The organism is Streptomyces sp. NPDC047002 (genome assembly GCF_040704505.1).
Taxonomy (GTDB): Bacteria; Actinomycetota; Actinomycetes; order Streptomycetales; family Streptomycetaceae; genus Streptomyces.
In genome coordinates, this window is record NZ_JBEYWC010000031.1 from 54,448 (window position 1) to 73,229 (window position 18,782).

At 75.1% G+C, this 18,782-nt stretch carries 18 protein-coding genes and 1 pseudogene; 8 read left to right on the plus strand and 11 right to left on the minus strand.

Going from position 1 to position 18,782, the window contains the following annotated elements; all coding sequences use genetic code 11:
* Window positions 1-251: 251 nt before the first annotated feature.
* Both AB0910_RS24790 and AB0910_RS24795 read left to right on the plus strand, forming a co-directional pair.
* Complete coding sequence (locus tag AB0910_RS24790) at window positions 252-977, plus strand: pyridoxal 5'-phosphate synthase (RefSeq protein ID WP_366746833.1); 726 nt, start codon at window positions 252-254, stop codon at window positions 975-977.
* Between the two features lie 151 nt (window positions 978-1,128).
* The gene (locus AB0910_RS24795) at window positions 1,129-2,346 is read left to right on the plus strand and encodes an NAD(P)-binding domain-containing protein (protein WP_366746834.1); all 1,218 of its coding nucleotides are present in this window, start codon (window positions 1,129-1,131) and stop codon (window positions 2,344-2,346) included.
* Window positions 2,347-2,367: 21 nt separating this feature from the next.
* On the opposite strand, the gene AB0910_RS24800 is transcribed toward AB0910_RS24795, so the two are convergent.
* On the minus strand, window positions 2,368-3,627 hold the full coding sequence (locus AB0910_RS24800; protein ID WP_366746861.1) for an MFS transporter: 1,260 nt from the start codon (window positions 3,625-3,627) through the stop codon (window positions 2,368-2,370).
* A 212-nt stretch (window positions 3,628-3,839) separates the two neighbouring features.
* Here AB0910_RS24800 and AB0910_RS24805 point away from each other — a divergent pair, with 212 nt between their 5' ends.
* Entirely contained in the window at window positions 3,840-4,889 is a 1,050-nt protein-coding gene (locus tag AB0910_RS24805; RefSeq protein WP_366746835.1) for a helix-turn-helix domain-containing protein, read from the plus strand.
* 46 nt (window positions 4,890-4,935) lie between these two features.
* On the opposite strand, the gene AB0910_RS24810 is transcribed toward AB0910_RS24805, so the two are convergent.
* The 4 genes from AB0910_RS24810 to AB0910_RS24825 form a co-directional block, all read right to left on the minus strand.
* On the minus strand, window positions 4,936-5,430 hold the full coding sequence (locus AB0910_RS24810; RefSeq protein WP_366746836.1) for an ATP-binding protein: 495 nt from the start codon (window positions 5,428-5,430) through the stop codon (window positions 4,936-4,938).
* Window positions 5,431-5,868: 438 nt separating this feature from the next.
* On the minus strand, window positions 5,869-6,381 hold the full coding sequence (locus tag AB0910_RS24815) for an EF-hand domain-containing protein (protein WP_366746837.1): 513 nt from the start codon (window positions 6,379-6,381) through the stop codon (window positions 5,869-5,871).
* 216 nt (window positions 6,382-6,597) lie between these two features.
* On the minus strand, window positions 6,598-7,065 hold the full coding sequence (locus AB0910_RS24820) for a thioesterase family protein (RefSeq protein ID WP_366746838.1): 468 nt from the start codon (window positions 7,063-7,065) through the stop codon (window positions 6,598-6,600).
* Between the two features lie 146 nt (window positions 7,066-7,211).
* On the minus strand, window positions 7,212-7,805 hold the full coding sequence (locus AB0910_RS24825) for a TetR/AcrR family transcriptional regulator (RefSeq protein ID WP_366746839.1): 594 nt from the start codon (window positions 7,803-7,805) through the stop codon (window positions 7,212-7,214).
* A 139-nt stretch (window positions 7,806-7,944) separates the two neighbouring features.
* Here AB0910_RS24825 and AB0910_RS24830 point away from each other — a divergent pair, with 139 nt between their 5' ends.
* The gene (locus AB0910_RS24830) at window positions 7,945-8,709 is read left to right on the plus strand and encodes an enoyl-CoA hydratase/isomerase family protein (RefSeq protein ID WP_366746840.1); all 765 of its coding nucleotides are present in this window, start codon (window positions 7,945-7,947) and stop codon (window positions 8,707-8,709) included.
* Window positions 8,710-8,817: 108 nt separating this feature from the next.
* Window positions 8,818-9,675 carry a maleylpyruvate isomerase N-terminal domain-containing protein gene (locus tag AB0910_RS24835; protein ID WP_366746841.1) on the plus strand — a complete coding sequence of 286 codons (858 nt, stop codon included), beginning with the start codon at window positions 8,818-8,820 and terminating at the stop codon, window positions 9,673-9,675.
* A 61-nt stretch (window positions 9,676-9,736) separates the two neighbouring features.
* On the opposite strand, the gene AB0910_RS24840 is transcribed toward AB0910_RS24835, so the two are convergent.
* From AB0910_RS24840 to AB0910_RS24850, 3 genes are all read right to left on the minus strand, one after another.
* The gene (locus AB0910_RS24840; protein WP_366746842.1) at window positions 9,737-10,636 is read right to left on the minus strand and encodes an alpha/beta hydrolase; all 900 of its coding nucleotides are present in this window, start codon (window positions 10,634-10,636) and stop codon (window positions 9,737-9,739) included.
* 97 nt (window positions 10,637-10,733) lie between these two features.
* A complete protein-coding gene (locus tag AB0910_RS24845) occupies window positions 10,734-11,690 on the minus strand; it encodes a sigma-70 family RNA polymerase sigma factor (protein ID WP_366746843.1) in 957 nt (318 codons plus the stop codon).
* Window positions 11,691-11,774: 84 nt separating this feature from the next.
* Window positions 11,775-12,149: an STAS domain-containing protein gene (locus tag AB0910_RS24850; protein ID WP_345649376.1), complete on the minus strand. Its 375-nt coding sequence runs from the start codon at window positions 12,147-12,149 to the stop codon at window positions 11,775-11,777.
* Window positions 12,150-12,416: 267 nt separating this feature from the next.
* Here AB0910_RS24850 and AB0910_RS24855 point away from each other — a divergent pair.
* Window positions 12,417-12,599: pseudogene (locus AB0910_RS24855) on the plus strand (sigma factor); the annotation flags it as partial.
* Window positions 12,563-14,023, plus strand: coding sequence for a zf-HC2 domain-containing protein (locus tag AB0910_RS24860; RefSeq protein WP_366746862.1), 1,461 nt, complete (start codon window positions 12,563-12,565; stop codon window positions 14,021-14,023). The pseudogene AB0910_RS24855 and the gene AB0910_RS24860, both read left to right, overlap by 37 nt.
* Window positions 14,024-14,073: 50 nt before the next feature.
* Here the strand turns inward: AB0910_RS24860 and purU are convergent, their stop codons facing one another.
* Both purU and AB0910_RS24870 read right to left on the minus strand, forming a co-directional pair.
* Window positions 14,074-14,979 (minus strand): formyltetrahydrofolate deformylase, encoded by a 906-nt coding sequence (gene purU / locus AB0910_RS24865; RefSeq protein WP_366746844.1) that lies wholly within the window; start codon window positions 14,977-14,979, stop codon window positions 14,074-14,076.
* Window positions 14,980-15,068: 89 nt separating this feature from the next.
* Window positions 15,069-15,515 (minus strand): hypothetical protein, encoded by a 447-nt coding sequence (locus AB0910_RS24870; RefSeq protein WP_366746863.1) that lies wholly within the window; start codon window positions 15,513-15,515, stop codon window positions 15,069-15,071.
* A 246-nt stretch (window positions 15,516-15,761) separates the two neighbouring features.
* Here AB0910_RS24870 and AB0910_RS24875 point away from each other — a divergent pair, with 246 nt between their 5' ends.
* Complete coding sequence (locus AB0910_RS24875) at window positions 15,762-17,060, plus strand: ABC transporter substrate-binding protein (protein WP_366746845.1); 1,299 nt, start codon at window positions 15,762-15,764, stop codon at window positions 17,058-17,060.
* Window positions 17,061-17,091: 31 nt separating this feature from the next.
* Here the strand turns inward: AB0910_RS24875 and AB0910_RS24880 are convergent, their stop codons facing one another.
* Window positions 17,092-18,738, minus strand: coding sequence for a hypothetical protein (locus AB0910_RS24880; RefSeq protein WP_366746846.1), 1,647 nt, complete (start codon window positions 18,736-18,738; stop codon window positions 17,092-17,094).
* Window positions 18,739-18,782: the final 44 nt, after the last annotated feature.

The following is an 18,782-nucleotide window of genomic DNA, read 5'->3' on the forward strand; positions in this document are numbered from 1 at the left end:
GCCGCCTTTGGCCCCCGTCGGCCCACCGTACGGAACGGGACGCGTACGCGGTCGACATCGGGACGCGCACGCGGTCGAACGAGCGGCCGTCCGCACCCACAGGAAAACCCGCAGGAAATCGGGGCGCCCCTGCCCGGCGTGGACCGAAGGGTCCGGCCGCGCGCACCGGGAATGCGCACGTCCCGTGTCACCGGCCGCGCACACCGGTGAATGCGCGGGGCCGCGCACACGGTTGAATAGGACGCATGCCCATGGACGACAGCGTTCCGGAATTCCCGGGGTCCGACGAGTCCGCCGCCGGCGCGGCCGTCCGGTTCCGCGCCCTGCTGCGGCAGCAACGCGTGTGGGACACCGGGGAGTCGGGGCTCCCCGCCTTCGATCCAGCCGAGGCTCCCGGCAGCCCGCTGCCGCTGTTCCACCGGTGGTTCGCCGACGCCGTCGCCGCCGGCCAGCCCGAGCCGCACACCATGGCCCTCGCCACCGCGGACGCCGAGGGGCGGCCCGACGTGCGCACGGTGATGCTGCACGAGGCGGACGACCGCGGCTGGCACTTCGCCACCCACTCCACCAGCCGCAAGGGCCGCCAGCTCGCGGCGGTGCCGTTCGCCGCGCTCACCTTCTACTGGCACACGCAGGCGCGCGCCGTCCGGCTGCGCGGCCCCGTCGTCCCTGCCGACGCCGAGGAGACACGCGCCGACCTGCGGGCCCGCTCGACGGGCGCGCTCGCCGCCGCGCTCGCGGGCCGGCAGAGCGACGTGCTGGACTCGCGAGCGGCGCTGGCCCGCGCCTACGAGGCCGCGTGGCGCCGCGCCGAGAGCGAGCCGACCGCGCAGGCGCCCACCTGGACCGGCTATGTGGTGGCGCCCGACGAGGCCGAGTTCTTCCAGGGCGACGCCGCGCGCCGACATGTACGCGTCCGCTATCGCCGCACCGCGCCCGCCGCCGACACCTGGGCGCGGGACCTCCTCTGGCCGTGATCCCGCGTCGTGCGGGCCGCTTCCGGCGGGGTGTTCGGCGCCGCCGCGTGTATGGAGCTCCCGTGGGGGAAATCTCCTCGAAACCGATTCAGATCGCGACCGATATGCAAGTGAGACCCGCCGGGCGGGCCCGAGATGAGAACTTTCTGTCATGTCCGACCACACAACTGCCCCACACGGCACCGCGAACGAACCGCCCGTCTATGTGATCGGGGCCGGTCCAGGGGGGTTGGCGGTGGCGGCGGCGCTGCGGAGCCGCGGGATACGGACGGTGGTGCTGGAGAAGTCGGACGCCGTCGGGGCCTCCTGGCGCGGCCACTACGACCGGTTGCATCTGCACACCACGCGGCGCTGGTCGTCCCTGCCGGGGCTGCGGATACCCCGGTCCTTTGGCCGGTGGGTGCCGCGCGACCGCTTCGTCGCGTATCTGGAGCGGTACGCCCGCGTCCACGACCTGGACGTCGTGACGGGCGTCGAGGTGACCGGCATCGAGCCGTTGGCGGCCGCCCGGTCCGAACAGTCCGACAAGACTGACCAGTCCGACCAGTCCGAGCAGACCGGCCAGGCGGCCAACGGGCCCGCGGACGGGGCGCGTTGGCTGCTGCGCGGCACCGGCGGCCGTGAGCTGCGGGCACGCGCCGTGGTCGTGGCGACGGGCTTCAACCACACCCCCCGGGTGCCGAACTGGCCTGGACTCGACTCCTACACCGGGGAGTTGCTGCACGCGGGCGACTACCGCGAGGCGGCGCCCTACCGGGACCGCGACGTGCTGGTGGTGGGCGCGGGCAACACGGGCGCCGAGATCGCCACGGACCTCGCGGAGTGCGGCGCGGCCCGGGTGCGGCTCGCGGTCAGGACTCCCCCGCACATCCTGCGCCGCTCGACGCTCGGCTGGCCCTCGCAGGGCAGCGGCATCCTCGTCCGCAGGCTGCCCGCCGCACTGGTGGACCGGGCGGCCAGGGGCGTGACGCTGAAGGCACCCGGTCTCGGCCGCCCGGAGAAGGGGCTCGCGACCCGGGCGCGCGAAGGCGCGATCCCGGTGCAGGACGTGGGCCTGGTGCGGGCGGTACGGGAGGGGCGGGTCGAACCCGTCGCCGCCGTCGAGTCGTTCGACGGGGACAAGGTGGTGCTCGCGGACGGCACCCGCATCACGCCCGAGGCCGTCGTCGCCGCGACGGGGTACGAGCAGGGCCTCGAACCCCTGGTGGGCGCCCTCGGCGTGCTGGGGCCCGACGGCCGCCCACGGCACCGGGGCCCGGCCGCGCCCGGCCTCCACTTCCTGGGCTACATCACCCCGTTGAGCGGCACACTGCGTGAACTGGCCCGTACCGCACCGGTGGTGGCGAGGGCGGTGGCGCACGGCCGCTGACGGGCGCGGCCCGCGGCGGTGTCACGCCCCCGCGGCGAGCGGCGGCGGGGCGGCGCGGCGGACGACGAGCGCCATCAGCGCGGCGAGTGCGCACAGCGCGCCCGCCGCGTACCAGACCACGTCGTACGAGCCGAACACGTCGCGGGCCACACCGCCCGCCCAGGCCACCACGGCGGCGCCGACCTGGTGCGCGGCGAGCACCCAGCCGAAGACGATGGAGCTGTCCTCGCCGAAGTGCTCGCGGCACAGGGCGATCGTCGGCGGCACGGTGGCGACCCAGTCGAGCCCGTAGAAGACGATGAAGAACAGCATCGTCGGGTGCAGCGAGGGGCCGAGCAGCAGGGGCAGGAACATCAGGGACACCCCGCGCAGCGCGTAGTACACGGCGAGCAGCCGCCGGGCGTCGAGCCGGTCGGTGAACCATCCGGAGGCGACGGTGCCGACGACGTCGAAGACGCCGATCACCGCGAGCAGCGAGGCGGCCGTCGTCACCGGCAGCCCGTGGTCGTGCGCCGCGGGTACGAAGTGGGTCTTCACCAGGCCGTTGGTGGACGCGCCGCACACCGCGAACGACCCGGCGAGCAGCCAGAACGGGCCGGTGCGCGCGGCCGACGCGAGCACGCCGAGCGCCCTGCGGGCCGCGCCGGTGACCGGCGGCGGCTTCTCCTCGTACGCGGCGGCGCCGTAGGCGGCCTGCCCCACGTCGGCCGGGTGGTCCCGCATCAGCAGCAGCACCAGCGGGACGACCGCGGCGGCCGAGAGCCCGACCGTGACCGCCGCGGGCCGCCAGCCGTGGTGGGTGACGAGCCACGAGAGCACCGGCAGGAAGACGAGCTGTCCCGAGGCGCTTGCGGCGGTGAGGATGCCGGTGACCAGGCCGCGCCTGGCCACGAACCAGCGGCTGGTGACCGTCGCGGCGAAGGCGAGCGCCATCGAGCCGCTGCCGAGGCCGACCAGCACACCCCAGTACAGGACCAGTTGCCACACGGCGTGCATCCCCACGGTCAGCAGCGACCCGGCGGCGATGACGGCGAGCGCGGCGGCGACCACCCGCCGGATGCCGAACCGGTCCATGAGCGCGGCGGCGAACGGCGCGGTCAGCCCGTACAGCGCGAGGTTGACGGAGACCGCGGAGCCGATGGTCCCGCGCGACCAGCCGAACTCGGCGTGCAGCGGGTCGATCAGCAGTCCCGGCAGCGACATGAACGCCGCCGCGCCGACGATGGTCACGAACGTCACCGCCGCCACGAACCACGCCCGGTGCACCCGCACCCGCACCACCGCACCCGCGCGCTCGGCCGCGCCCGCGGGCCCCGCCTCGCCGGTGCGCCCCGCCGCACCCGTGCGCCCGCCCTCCGGGGCCGCAGCGGCCCGGTCGTCCTGCTCGTTCGCCGGGCGCGCGGCCCTGTTCGTCCGATTCACGTCAGCCAGCATCCGGAAGCCGGCGGTGCGCGGCCAGTGGCCTGGCGGACATGGTTCGTTAGGATCGGGCCATGGCCAGGGGCAGCGAGCGGGACCGGCAGGGGCAAAGGACCGTGCCGCACCGGGTCGCCGTGCTGGCGCTCGACGGGGTGATCCCCTTCGAACTCGGCATTCCACAGCGGATCTTCGGCCGCGCCAGGGGCCCGGCGGGCGAGCGGCTCTACACGGTGGCGACCTGCGGGGCCGCCGGTCCAGGACCCGTCAGGACGAACGCCGACTTCTCGATCCTCGTGGAGCACGGGCCCGAGGCGCTGGCCGCAGCCGACACGGTCGTCGTGCCCGCGTCGTACGAGATCGGCCCGGCGTTCGACGACGGCACGCTGCCGCCCGGCATCGCGGCGGCGCTCGCGCACCTGCGGACCGGCACGCGCCTGGTCTCGATCTGCACGGGCAGCTTCGTGCTCGCCGCCGCGGGGCTGCTCGACGGGCGGCCCGCCACCACGCACTGGAGCAGCGCGGACCGCTTCCAGCGGCTCTATCCGCGCGTGCGGGTCGACCCGAACGTGCTGTTCGTGGACGACGGCGACGTGCTCACCTCGGCGGGTGTCGCCGCCGGGATCGACCTGTGCCTGCACATCGTGCGCAGGGACCACGGCACCGCTGCGGCCAACGAGGTGGCCAGGCAGACCGTCGTACCTCCGTTCAGGGACGGCGGGCAGGCGCAGTACATCGAGCGCCCGCTGCCCGAGCCCCGCAGGGCGACCACGGCGGCGGCCCGCGCCTGGGCGCTCACCCGGCTCCACGAGCCCGTCACCCTGCGGGAGATGGCCGAGCGCGAGGCCATGTCGGTGCGCACGTTCACCCGGCGCTTCCGGGAGGAGGCGGGGATCAGCCCCGGGCAGTGGCTCCTACGGCAACGCGTGGAGCGCGCACGCCAGTTGCTGGAGTCCACGGACCTCACGGTGGACCAGGTGGCGAGGGAAGCCGGCTTCGGCACGGCGCAGTCGCTGCGCCGGCACCTCCAGGCGGCGCTCGGCGTGGCCCCGACCGCCTACCGGCGCACCTTCCGCGCCCGCACCGGCACGGATGTGCGCACGGGGGCGGGCCGGGCGCCGAGTTGACCCCGCACGCGGTCCCGAGGCCCGAGGGGCCCCTCCCCGCCGCGCCTCAGGCGGGGCGCGCGAGCGCGCACGGCCCGGGCAGCGCGGGGGCGGCGGGCGCCGCGACGGCTCCGGCCCTGGCCCGGCCCCCGGCGCCGCGCGGCCCGCGGTCCACCTCGCACCAGACGCGCTTGCCCGCGCCCTCGGGCTGCCAGCCCCACCGGTCGGCGAGCCCGTCGACCAGTTCGAGGCCGCGCCCGCCGGTGTCGTCGCCGCGTGCGTGCCGCGGGCTCGGCGGCGTCGCGCACGCGTCGGCCACCTCGACCCGTACGGTGCCCGCATCCGCGGCGCCGAGGCCGAACAGTATCCGCAGCACGGCCGGGCAACCGGCGTGCACCACGGCGTTGGTGACGAGTTCGGAGACGATCAGGACGAGGCTCTCCGCGGTCGGCTCGTCACGCTCCATCCCGGAACCGGCGAGCCGTGACCTGACCCACCGCCTGGCTCTGCCGACCTCCGCGGGGTCGGCACCGATCTCCAACTGCACCTGAAGTACCTGCACCGTTCACACCATCCGAACCGGCGGACACATCGCCTCGCGCCTCGACAAGTACCTCGACCCGCACCGGCGGGATCGGGGTCACGGACCGTGGTTCCCTTACGCGACAGCATGGTTGACGTACAGTCACCGCAACAAGCGCTTCGGGCATATTCCAGCGCGAAGGAGTACGCGTGCTGCATACTGTGCGACGCACGCCGCGCGGAGTCGAACAGGGGCGCGCGCGGCGCCTTTCAGCCGTGCGAGCGGCGCGCACGGCGCCCCCGGGAGCCGCTGTCGCGACTCCGCGGACCGCCTCGCCCCCACCGTCTCGCACCTTACGGAGCGTACCCGAGTGACCGCGCGACTCCGGGCCGTGACGACGCGGCGCCGGGACACAACCCGGTATCGGCCGCACAGCGGGCGTCTTTTGGGCACGCAGGGTGACCTGAAGGCCCCGGCTCAGGGCTCCGGGGTGACGTAGTAGTCGGCGAAGGCCGTGAGGAGTTCGTCCTCGCCGATGCGGCCGTCCCCGTCGCCGTCGAGCGCGGCGGCCACCCGCGCCCCGGTCTCCTCCGGCACGCCGAGCACGCGCAGCGCGCGGCCGAGTGCCGCGTGGGTGACGCCCCGCCCGTCCTCGTCGGCCACCGCGATCGCGGCGTGCAGGAAGGGGCGGGCGATCTCGGCGAACCGCCGGGGGTTGTCGCGCAGCCGCTTGACCGCGCCGGTCAGGAACTCCTCGCGGGTCACGCGCTGGTCGCCGTCGACGTCGGCGATCCCCGCCATGCCCTGCCAGAACGCCTCGGCGCCGTCGTAGAGCGCCTGGCCCTTGTCCGACCTGGGCCGGACACCGAACTCCGCGAGCAGCGCGGCGGCGGCACCGCTGAACTCCTCCCGGTCGATGGCGCCGTTGTGGTCCTGGTCGAAGGCGGCGAACCGGGAGGTGATCTTCCGTTCGTACTCTGCGCTGTCCATGGCGGGAGCGTACGTCCCGCCGGTGCCGCCCGGCGGGCACGCACACCTGCCGTGCGCCGCGCGGCGAAGCACGCGCGGCGCACGGGGCGGGCCGGGGGAGGCGCGGCGCCGCGGCGGGCACGCCCCGGCGCACGGCCGGGCGCGCCGCCCCACGGCGACGCGCCCCGCCCACGGGCGCCGGGACACGCGGGCCCGGCACGATCCGAACGAGAGGCCCTAGGCGACCGCGGGCCGCAGGTCCTCGGCGAGGGCGCGGGCCCTCGCGCTCCAGGGGGCGGGCCGCCGGGTCTCGGGGTCGAGCCGCACGACGGTCCTGGTGCCGCGCGCGAACGTCACGCCGGCCTCCGGGTCGCGCACGTCGAACCCGTACGTGAGGCTGGTGGTGCCGAGGTGCTCGACCCTCAGGCGCACGGCGTAGCGGCCCGGGCGCGTGATGGGCAGGTCGAAGGTGATCCTGACCTCCTTGACGACGTTGAAGCCGTCCTCCATCTGGCCCCAGTCGGCGTCGAAGGCGATCCCGCGCCCCTGCCAGTACGAGATCCACGCGCGCTCGGTGAGCACGCCGTAGCGTGCGTTGTGCAGCATGCCGAACGAGTCCAGGTCGTCGAAGTGGACCTCGACGGGGACCAGCACCCCTGAGTCCCGGGCTGCTGTCTGCCGTGCGCTGTCGGTGGCCGTGCTCATGAGGTGGTTCTCCGTGGGTGTCGCATGGTGCCGGAGCGGCGGCCGCCGCCCTCGGGTGCGCGCGTGGCGCTCCGGTCCCGGCGACGCTGCTGGACCGACTTTTCCCATCGTACGATCACAAAGATCCCTCGCGGGCGGGCCGTACCTCAGTCCTGGAGCGCCCGCCCGACCAGCACACGCGCCGCCTCGCGCGCCGCCTCGGCCCAGCCGCCGCCGGGTTCGGCGTAGGCGCTGGTCATGGCGCCGTCGTAGAGCATGGCGAGCTGCCGCGCCGGCGGATCGGCGCCTTCCTCGGCCCCCACGGCGCCGGCCTCGCGCAGCAGCCCGGCGAACAGGGCCCTGACCCAGGCGCGGTGGCCGAGGTTCACCCGGTGTCCCGGGGCCTCACGGTCCGACTCGGCCTCGGCGTTGATGAACGGGCAGCCGCGGAAGTCGTCGGTCTCGAACCACTCCCCCAGCAGGTCGAAGACGCGCAGGATCCGCTCGTCGGGCGCGCCGCCCCGGGCGCGCAGCTGCTCGGTGACGTGCGCCTGCCATGCCTCGCTGCGCCCGCGCAGGTACTGCGCGACCAGGTCGTCCTTGGTGCGGAAGTACGTGTACATCGTCGCCTTCGAGACGCCGGCCTCGGCCGCGATGAGGTCGACGCCCGTCGCGTGCAGGCCCTTCTCGTAGAACAGCCGGTCGGCGGTGGCGAGGACGCGTTCGAGGCCGGGGCGGCGGCGGGGCTTCGGCGTGGTCACACGCCAAGGCTACCAGGGAGTGAACAGATCTGTTCGGTCAGCGCTTGACAATGACTGAACAGACCTGTTCACTCGAACCCGCAAGCAACCGAACAGATCTGTTCAGTTCTCCAGAGGGCTTCCACCGAGAGGGACGACCATGACCACGCCGGACTACTTCACCCAGTACGAGAACCTCGCCATGTCGCGCGACGAGGACGGCGTGCTGCTGGTCCGCTTCCACACCGGGGGCGGGCCCGTCACCTTCACCGGGCAGACCCACGAGGACTTCCCCGAGGCCCTGGAGCGGATCGCCCTGGACCGCGACAACAAGGCGATGGTGCTGACGGGCACGGGCGACTCCTTCATGGACCAGATCGACGGCCCGAGCCTGGGCGAGATCTTCAAGCCCGCGGCCTGGGAGAAGACCCGCACCGAGGGCGCCAAGGTGCTCCAGCGCCTGGTCGAGCTGCCGCTGCCGGTCATCGGCGTGGCGAACGGCCCCGCCGTCGTCCACTCCGAGTACCTCCTGCTCTCCGACATCCACATCGCCTCGGAGCGCGCGACCTACGCCGACGTCCCGCACCCCTCGTTCGGGATCACGGGCGGCGACGGCGTGCAGGTCGTCTGGGAGGAGGTCGCGGGCACCGCACGCGCCAAGTGGCTGCTGTGGACGGGCGAGTCGATCGACGCGCGGACCGCGCTCGACTGGGGCGTCGTCAGCGAGGTCGTCGCCCACGAGCGCGCCGTCGAGCGCGGCCTGGAGATCGCCAGGGGCCTCGCGGCCAAGCCCGCGCTCTACCGCAGCCTGCAGAAGCAGACCCTCAACAGGAACCTCCGCAGGCGCATCGTCCAGGACGTCCCGTTCGGCATGGCCCTTGAGGGCCTGACCGCCGCCGACCTCGCCTACCAGCCCAAGCCCTGACCTCGCCCCCGGCCGCCGCGCCGGGTGCCGCGCCCGCCTCGCGAGGGGCGGGCACGGCGCCGCATCCGGTGGCCGCGTCCCCCGACCGACCCCAGGACCAGGAACGACATGCACCTCCCCGCACCCGACGAGCCCAGGACCCACGACCACGGCGCGGCCCCCGCGCCCGCCGACGCCCCGCCAGGACAGGACGCGGTCCGTCCCTCGGCCCGGTGGCTCAGCGCCCTCCACGACACCTCGGCGCGCCTGCGCGCCCTGGCGGCGCCGCTCTCCGCCGACGACCTGACCCGCCCCTCCTGCGCGTCCGGCTGGACGGTCGCCCAGGTGCTGTCGCACCTCGGCAGCGCCGCCGAGATCTGCGCCGACCTCGTGCGGCGCGGCCTCGCGGGCGACGAACGCGGCCCGCGACGTGAGGAGTTGACTCCCGTCTGGGAGAGGTGGGACGCGCTGGACCCCGCCGGACAGCGCCGGAGCTGGCTGGACGCGGACGCCGCCCACCTCGACCTGCTCGACTCCGTCACGGCGGCGCGGGAGGCAGACCTGAGCATCCCCTACTTCGCGGGCCCGATGGAGCTGTCGACCTACCTCGGCTACCGGCTCTCCGTGCAGGCCCTGCACGGCTGGGACGCCGAGGCCGCCTTCGACCGGGCCGCGGCGGTCGCCCACCCGGGCCTGGTGTGGGAGCGGCTCGACCTCGTCGTCTCCCGCTTCCACGCGGCCGAGGCGCGCGCCGCGCTCGCACCGCGGCGGATCGCCCTGCGCCACGGGGGCGCGGAGGACCACCTCGACGTCGGCGCCGAGCTCCACCTCGTCGCAGGGCCCGTCGCAAAGCCCGCGACCACCGTCACGGGCACCACGGACGCCCTGCTGCGCCTCGTGTACGGGCGCTCGCGCCCCGCGGACGCCGTCGAGGTCACAGGGGCGGGCAGCCGGGCGGACCTGGTCGCCCTCTTCCCCGGCTTCTGACCGGGGCCCGCGCCGCAGCCCCCTGCCCGCCGCACGGGCCGGGGGCTGCGGGGTGCGCGTCCTACGCCGGGAGGGACGCGGTGAAGTCCCGTACGGCGGCGGCGAAGGCGGCGGGTTCCTCGATGTGGCCGAGGTGGCCGCTCTCGGGCAGTTCGACCAGGCGCGCGCCGGGAATCAGGGCGTGCAGCTCGCGGGCCCAGCGCGGGCCGCAGGGGATGTCGTAGCGGCCGACGACGACGAGGGTGGGCACGGTGAGCGCGGGGAGCGCCGCCCGGTCGTCGATGGTGTCGGGGGTGCCGTCCGCGTCGACGGACGAGATGTAGGTGCAGGTCAGGGCCGCGCGCAGCTCCTTGAACTCGTCCTCGCGCTCCCAGTAGCGTGCGACGTAGGCGGGCAGCAGGGCGCGCAGCGCGGCGGTGATCTCCCCGTCGTCCCGGGTGGCGCCCGCGGCCTGGAGCCCGGCGAGCACGGCGGGGAGTTCGGGGTTGCCCTCGTTGCGGCGGACGAAGTCGCCGACCCTGGCGGCCGCCTCCGCCATGTGCTCGGGGCCGGTCACCGGGGCGCTCTCGTACAGCACGAGGCCGGCGAGCCGCTGCGGGTGGTGCAGCGCGAAGTGCTGGGCGACGAAGCCGCCGTGCGAGTGCCCGAGGAGGATCACCCGGGGCAGCGCGAGCCGGTCGAGCAGCGCGGTCAGGGCGCGGGTGTGGCGGGCGCGGGTGTAGCCGTCGGGGTGCGAGGGCAGCCGCTGCGAGCCGCCGGTGCCGAGCGGCTCCACGTAGACCAGCGTGAGGAACTCCTCGACGGCCGGCATGCGCAGGGACTCCCAGCCCACGCCGGGCCCCCCGGGCACGGCCAGGCAGACGGGTCCCGTGCCGTGGACGTGGTAGCGCTGATGGAGGCCGTCGACCTGGATGTCGTGGGCGCCGGGGGCCAGGAGGCCGGTGGTCGTGTCGTCGTGCATGGTGGGCTTCTCCGTGTGGGTGGTGCGAAGGACACCCACAGGACGCGGGGCCGCGCGGGAAGTTCGATCGGAGAGGCCGGAAAAGATGTGACCCGCGTCACGCACGGGTCGGGGCGGCGGCCGGGGCGTGGAACAGCCGCAGCCGGTGCATCCTGCCGTCCTTCGCGGTCATCAGCCAGGCGACGGCCGGCGGGCAGTGGTCGGGCGCGTCCGGCGGGCTGAGCAGGTCCATCTCCCAGATGGTGGTGTCCCGGCTGGTGACGGCGGACACGAGGCGCTGGCGCACCCCGGCCGCCAGGTCGCCCTCCATGCCGCGGACCAGGAAGTCCCGGCCGCCCACGCGCCGCCCGCCCTCGTAGTAGGCGACGTCGGGCGTCCAGCGCTCGGCGGCCAGCTCGCCGAACCTGCCCGCCTCCGCCGCCGCCAGCGTCTCCACCGCGTCGTCGGCGCTCGCCCTGGTGCGGGCCGCCGCGTCGCCGTGCGCCGCTTCCGCGGTCGCGGCCATCGCGTCCGCGAGCTTCGCGCGCCCCTCGGCGAGCCGGCTGCGCACCGTGCCCACGGGCACCCCGCACACCGCGGCGATCCGGTCGTACGAGGGGGTGCGCGGGCTGAAGTACCGCAGCATCAGCGTCATCCGCAGCGTGGGCGAGAGGTCGTCCATGGCCCGCCACAGCCAGTCGCGCAGCGCGTGCCGCTCCAGGGCGCGCGCCGGGTCGGTGTCCTCGGCCGCCGGCGGGCCGCCGAGCGGGTCGGCGAGCAGGGCCGCGTGGCCGGGGGCGCGGAGCCGGTCGCGGCAGGCGTTGCGCACGACCATCCGCAGCCAGGCGCCGGCGGATTCGGGCCGGCGCACGTCGCCGAGGTGCCGCAGGGCGGTCAGCGCGGCGTCCTGTACGGCGTCTTCGGCGTCCGGACCGTGGCCGAGCAGGCTCAGCGCGACGGCGCGCATCCCCGCGCGGTGCCGTTCGAGCAGCGCGCCGAGCGCGGGCATCTCCCCTGCGCGCGCCGCGCGCAGCAGCTCGGCGTCGGACGGGTTCTCGGGCGGGGTGCCTCTCACCCGTACCAGGGTACGCAGCGACGGCCGCGGGCGGCGGGGCTCGTGCGGGCCGCGGACGGGCGCGGCGCCCGCTCGGGCCGGGGCTCAGGCCGAGAGCGGTTCCGCCTCGTCGTCGACGGCGGCGTCGGAGTCCGGGTATATCTCGAAGAGGCGCCGCACGCCGAGCGCGGTCAGGACCCGGTTGACGTGCGAGCCGTCCGTCATGCCCCCTGCGGGCAGCACGACCCGCAGCGAGCCCTGGCAGGAGCGGAGCAGCCTGCGGGTGGCGACGAGCACGCCGACCCCGCTCGAATCGCAGAAGTACACGTCGGAGAGGTCGACCACGAGCGCTCTGTGCCCCTCGGCGACGGCGTCGTGCACCCGGCGGCGCACCTCGGGCGAGGTCATGAGATCCAGCTCACCTGTGATGTGGAGCACGGTCCACCGGCCCTGTGCCGCCTCTGCCACGTCGAGTGTCACGCGCCCAGAACCTCCTCGTCCCCCACTCCGTGCCGGACCCGTACGCCGGGCCCCCGTGTCCCCGGGGTCTGCCCCGGCGTCCCCGTCCGAAACATCGATTCGGCGGCACGACCGGCGCAGGGGCGCACTTGGGATAAAGGGGCGTGCGCCGTGGGCGCCGACGACTACATTCTGACGAGGCGGGACGGGACGGGGGCGGCCCGGAAGGCCGGAAGAAGTCTGGGGGAGCACATGGCGGCGGAGACATCGCCCCGGTGGGACCGGAGGATGCAGCAGCGGCTCGCGCACGGCGAGGAGGCCGCGCTCGGCGAGCTGTACGACCGGCTCGCGTCGACGGTGCACAGCCTCGCGCACCGGGTCCTCGACGACGAGGGCGCCGCCGACGAGGTCACCCGCGAGGTCTTCGCCCATGTCTGGCAGCACCCCGAGGAGTTCGGCCCGGGACGCGGCACGCTGCGCAGCCTGCTCGCCGCGTTCGCGAGCGAGTGCGCCGTGCGGCGGCTGCGGGAGGGCGGCGCGGCGTCCGAGGGCCGGGTCCGCAGGGCGGCCACGGCGGCGCGCGCCGACTTCATCGTGACGTCGATGCCGGTGCCGCTGCGGGCCGCGCTGGACAGCGCGTACCACAGGCGGCGCACCTACCGGCAGACCGCGCGCGACCTGAACGTCACCGAGGACGAGGCGCGCAGGCGGCTGCGCCTCGGCCTCCAGCTGCTGTCGTCGGCGGGCGGCGGCCCGGGGACCGCCCCGTGACCGGCTCGTACCGCACCGTGCCCGCAGGACCCTCGCACAGCGTGCTCAGGTCGCTGCTCGGCGCCTGGGCGCTCTCGGCGTGCTCGCCGGAGGAGACCACCTACGTGGAGGCGCACCTGACCGAGTGCGACGCCTGCGCGGAGGAGGCGCTGCGGCTGCGCGACGCGGTGGGGTTCCTGCACACGGAGCACTCGCTCGACCTCGATCCGCAGCTGCGCTCCCGGGTGCTCGCCGACTGCCTGGCCCGCAGGCCTGCCCGTACGCCGGTGCCCGACTGGGCGCGCGCGTACGACGCGGAGGCGGCGCGGCTCGACGCCCTGGTGCGTGACATCGGGGACGGCGAGTGGCACGCGCCGGTGCGGCTGCGCTGGTTCGAGGAGGAGCGGCCGGTGGCGCGCCGCACCACGGTCGCGGGCGTGATCGGCCATCTGATGGTGGTGGACGGCCTGGTCGGGGTGGCGCTCGGGCTCGACGACCCGCTCTCCCCCGCGGCGCCGCTCGCGCCGCAGCGGCGCACCGAGCGGTTCTGGGGCGCGGCGCCCGTGCCGCCCACCCGGGGCGTGCACGCGCCGTGGCGGGAGCAGCACCACACGCTGATACGGCGGGTGTCGTTCGCGTCGGACGGCGTGGAGGGCGTGCCCGTGTCGTACGGGGACTTCGAACTGCCGCTTTGCGACGCGATGGTGGACCGGGCCTTCGAGTGCTGGATACACGGGACGGACATCGCGGAGGCGGTCGCCTATCCGTACGCGGCGCCCGGCGGCACGTACCGGCGGGAGATGATCGACCTCACCGCGCGGCGGCTGCCGGGCGCACTGGCGCAGCGCAGGCGGCAGGGGCTCGCGGGCCCGCCGGGCGAGCTGGTGGCCGCGGGCGCGCCCGGCAGGTCGCTGCACCTGGAGGTGGAGGGCGCGGGCGGCGGCGACTGGTTCATCCCGCTCGACTCCCCGGCCGCGGTCGGCTCCGCGGACCGGGTGGTGGCGCAACTGGCGCTGGAGGACGTCGAGTTCTGCCAGCTGGTGGCGGGCCGCCTCGAACCGGACGAGGCGGCGGCGGGCCGCCGCGGCGACCGTGCGGCGGCGCGGGACGTGCTGTACGCGGCGGCGGGTCTCAGCCGGATGTAGCGGGTGTGCCCGTCCGGGTCCTGGCACAGAGGCCCTCGGACGAGGGGCCCTCAGGCGAAGACGACCGTGCGCGCGCCGTTCAGCAGGATCCGGTGCTCCGCGTGCCACTTCACCGCGCGGGCCAGCGCCTGGCACTCCACGTCCCGGCCCGTCGCCACCAGCTGCTCCGGGGTGACCTCGTGGCCGACGCGCGCCACCTCCTGCTCGATGATGGGGCCCTCGTCCAGCTCGGCGGTGACGTAGTGGGCGGTCGCGCCGATCAGCTTCACACCGCGCGCGTGCGCCTGGTGGTAGGGGCGCGCGCCCTTGAAGCTCGGCAGGAACGAGTGGTGGATGTTGATGATCCGCCCGTTCAGCTGCTTGCACAGGTCGTCGGAGATGACCTGCATGTACCGCGCGAGCACGACGAGTTCGACCTCTTCCTCGCGGACGAGGGCCAGCAGCCGCTGCTCGGCCTGAGCCTTGGTGTCCCGGGTGACGGGCAGGTGGTGGAAGGGGATGCCGTACGAGCCGGCGAGCTGCTCGAAGTCGCGGTGGTTGGAGACGACGGCGGCGATGTCGACCGGTAGGGCGCCGATGCTCGCCCGGAACAGCAGGTCGTTGAGGCAGTGGCCGAACTTGCTGACCATGAGCAGGATCCGCATCCGCTCCTCGGCGCGGTGGATCTGCCAGTCCATCCGGAAGGCGTCGCCGATCGCGGCGAAGCCGGCCCGCAGCTTCTCGACGGACACGGCCTCCCCCGCGGGCGCGGCCTCGGTGGAGAAGTGGACGCGCAGGAAGAACAGGCCGGTGTCGCGGTCGCCGAACTGGCGGCTGTCCTCGATGTTGCAGCCGGTCATGAAGAGGTAGCTGGACACGGCGTGCACGATGCCCTGCCTGTCGGGGCAGGCCAGCGTCAGGACGTACTGCTCGCGCGGGGCGCTCGCGGTCCCGGCGGCTGCGGTCGGCTCGTTCATACCCCGGAGGATGGCATACGGCGCCCCGCCGCGGCCCGCACCGTCCACGGGCCGGGCGGCGGGGCCCCGGGGGCCGTCCTACCGGGCGCTCACACCGCCCGGTTCATGATCCGCAGCACGTCGAGCGACTGGGGCGGGGTGTCCGGGTCGTCGCCGTCGTTCGTCGCGAGGAGTACGTGCGCCTCGCGGGCGGCCCGCACGGCCTCGGGCCAGCCGTGGTGTTCGAGGTAGGCGGAGACCAGGGCGTCGGGGCCCACCTGGTGCATGATCCGCAGGACGCGCAGCACGGCGACGTCGACGAGGGCGGCCTCGGCGGAGTCGCGGAAGATCGTGCCGACGTACTTCTCCGCCGACCAGCTGTCCAGCCAGGTGTCCTCGACCAGGCGGTAGACGGCGTCGGTGACGTCGCCGTACCCCTCGCGGCCCGCGAGCCAGCACTCCTGGTGGAAGACCGGGTCCGAAAGCATGTGCAGCGCGGAGCGCACGTTGCTGCGCCAGCGCCACCACGGCATGTCGTTCAAGGGCATGCCGCCCATGGTGGAGGAGCGACGGCCACGACGGGAAGAGTTCTCTGCACCTTGCTGCACGGTGATCGATCGTACGTGGGCGGCCGCGGGCCCGCCGAGCCCGCCCGGCCTGCGGCGCACGCCCCCGGCGGGCGCGGGGCGCGGGCCGCAGGACACGGCTTCTCCGCACCCGCCCGCCCGCTGTTCACCTGGCGGACACCCGGGGTGCAGCAGGGGCTGGGGCCGTGTTCCCCGATGGCCGGAAGCCTTCGGGGAATGAGCGCCCCGTCGCGTCTTCCGCTCCCCTCCCGCCCCCGCAGGCCCCGCGCAGCCCGGCTGCGGGCGCTGTGCGCGACCGTGGCGGGTGCCTGCCTGCTCGCCGGGTGCGGGGTGCTGCCGGGCGGCAGCGGCGGCAAGGACGACATCACGGTCATGACCTGGGCGCCCGTGGGCACGAACGCCACGAACATGCCGGGGATGCCCGGCATGGCGAAGGCGTACGCCCGCTGGGCCGACGCGCACGGCGGCCTGTCCGGGCACAAGCTGACCGTCCTGACCTGCAACGAGCGCAACACCCCCGCGGGCGCTGCGGCCTGCGCGCGGGAGGCGGTGGCGAAGAAGGTCGACGCGGTCGTCGGCTCGTACAGCCAGTGGGGGCAGCAGTTCATGGCGCCCCTGGAGGCCGCCTCGATCCCCTACATCGGCGGGTTCGGGCTGAGCACCCAGGAGTTCACGAGCTATCTCTCCTACCCGGTCAACGGCGGCCAGGCGACGCTCCTTGCGGGCAACGGCCGGCAGCTCGCGGACTCCGACTGCGCCGACACCGCGCTCGTACGGCCCGACACCAGCGCGGGCGACACCCTGGCCCGGCTGCTCGACGCGGGCCTCGCCACCCACCACGGCGGCCGGGCCACCGACGTGCGGGCGCCCGAGGACGCCACGGGCTACCAGCCGCAGGCGGAGCGCGCGCGGGACGCGGCGGGCGCGGGCGGCTGCGTGACCGCGCAGCTCGGCGACCACACGTCGACGTTCTTCGACTCCTTCAGGCGCCTGTCGGACGACGGGCGCGACGTGCGGGTCTCCTCGGTCGTGGGCAGCGTGGGCCAGCCGCTGATCGACGCGTCGGGCGGCGCGCAGGGACTCTTCGAGAAGGCCCTCGTGACCGGCTGGTACCCGGACTCGTCCGATCCGGCGTGGGACGCGATGAAGAAGGTCGTCTCCACCGAGGCGTTCGAGGACAACACGATCGACGCCGACGACGCGGGCGTGCAGACCACCTGGATCGCCTACACCGCGCTCGCGCAGGTCGTCGCGGCCGTCAAGGGCGACGAGGTGGACGCCGGGCGGATCGTCGACGCGCTCGACAGCGGCACCACGGTCCGCACGGGCGGCCTGACCCCGCCCCTGCGCTGGCGCTACCAGGACATGCTGGGCGCGCCCGGCTTCCCCCGCATCGTCAACCCCGACGTGACGTACCTCATGGTCAGGGACGGCCGCCTGGTGGCCCAGAAGAAGGGCTTCGTCGACATGGCGGGCACCCTCCTCGCCTCGGGCACCCAGGCCCCGGCACAGTAGCCCGGCGCGCCGCGGGCCGTGGCCGGGCCCGCTACAGGTCCGAGGCGGTGCGCTGCTTGAGGCCGTAACGGGTGGCGACGGAGTTCCAGAGCTTCGCCGCGCGGGTCTTGGCGGTGGTGGCCTCGCCGCTCGCCCGGTCGCCCTCGCCCGTGGCGCCGGTGCGGCGCGCGCTGCCGTGCTTGCAGACCTTGTGGCTCTTGGCCTGGGCCGCCCACTGGGCGTAGTGGTTGTCGGCGGAGGCCGACGCCTTCCAGCCCTCGGTGAGGGCGGCGGCGAGCGCCGCGTGGTCGGGGAGCTTGTCGATGGTGATCTTGCCGAGCCGGTCGACGAGTCCCTGCCGCTGGGAGGCCGCGCCGTGCAGGTCGTCGGCCGCGCCGTCGAGGTTCTTGCAGGACTTGATGTCTCCGACCGCGCCGATCACGGCCTCGCGGCTGCTGTTGCTGTCGGCGAGGAGGCCGTCGAGGGCCTTGGCCTGGCCCGCGGCCGCGTCGGAGCCCGCGGACGTACCGCTGCTCGCCGAGGCGGCGGGCGACTGCGCGGCGACCGTGCTCTGGTCCTTGTCCCCGTCGCCGCCCCCGCCGCCGGTGCTGAGCAGCGCGCCGACGCCGAGGCCGACCGCGGCGACGCCCGCGACCGCGGCGACGAGGATCGCGGGGGACTTCTTCCTGCCGGGTCCTGAGCCGTCGGTCCTGTAGTCGTCGGGGCGGGCGGGCGGCGGTGTCCCGTAGCCGCCGGCCGTGGCGGGCGGCGGATAGCCGTAGCCGCCCGGCCGGGCGGGGCCTGGCCCCGCGGGCGGCGGATAGCCGTAGCCGGGCTGCGGATAGCCGTAGCCCGGCGCCGGCTGGGGCGGTTGCTGGGCGGGGTCGGCGAACTGACCTTGTCCCTGCGGCGGGTTGAGGCTGACGCCGCGCGTCTGGTTCATCCGGCCACCGCGCGCGGGCGTGCCGTCGTCGCTGCGGAAGAGGTTGTCGAACTCCGCGGGCGGCTGCCGGGGCGCGTCCTCGCCGTCCGCGGCCCGGGGCGCGGAGTACGGCGGGGTGCGCGGGCCGTCGGGCTGCGGCGGCGGCACGGGCGAGAGGAACTGCGTGGCCTGCGCGTCCGGGTTCTGCCCCGGCTCCGCGCCGTGCCCGTTCTGCTGCGGAAAGGGCGGTATGTACTGGGTGGCCTGCGCGTCGGGGTTCTGGCCGTGGCCCCCACCGGGCATCGGCGGCAGGTACTGCGTCGCGTCCGCGGCGCCCGGCGCGGGCGACTCCGCGGGCAGCGGCTGCGCGCCGCCGCCGGGGTAGCCGTAGCCGTGGCCGCCGCCGTACGGCTCCTGCGCGTACGGCTGTCCGCCGGGCTGCGCCCCCTCGCCGGGAGCGCCGTAGGAGGGCTGGGCGCCGCCGTCCCGGGTGCCGCCGTCGTAGCCGCCGTACTGACCGCCGTAGCCCGGCTGTTCGCCGCCCGGGCCGTAGCCGGGACCGTCCTGGCGCCCGTGGCGCGGCCCGTAGCCCTGGTCGCGCTCGCCGTACGCGCCGTACTCGGAATGTCCGCCGTACTCGCCGTACTCCGCGTACTCAGGCAGCGGGGGGCTCCCGGGGTCGTTCGGGCCGTCGCCCGCCGGGCGCCAGGGCTGCTGCTCCCATGGCTGCCCGTCGGCAGGCGTGACCCGTTCATTCCCTTGCCCGCGCTGCGTCACCAGGTACTCCTACGTGTGGAACGTGTGGACCTTCGCCATCGTCG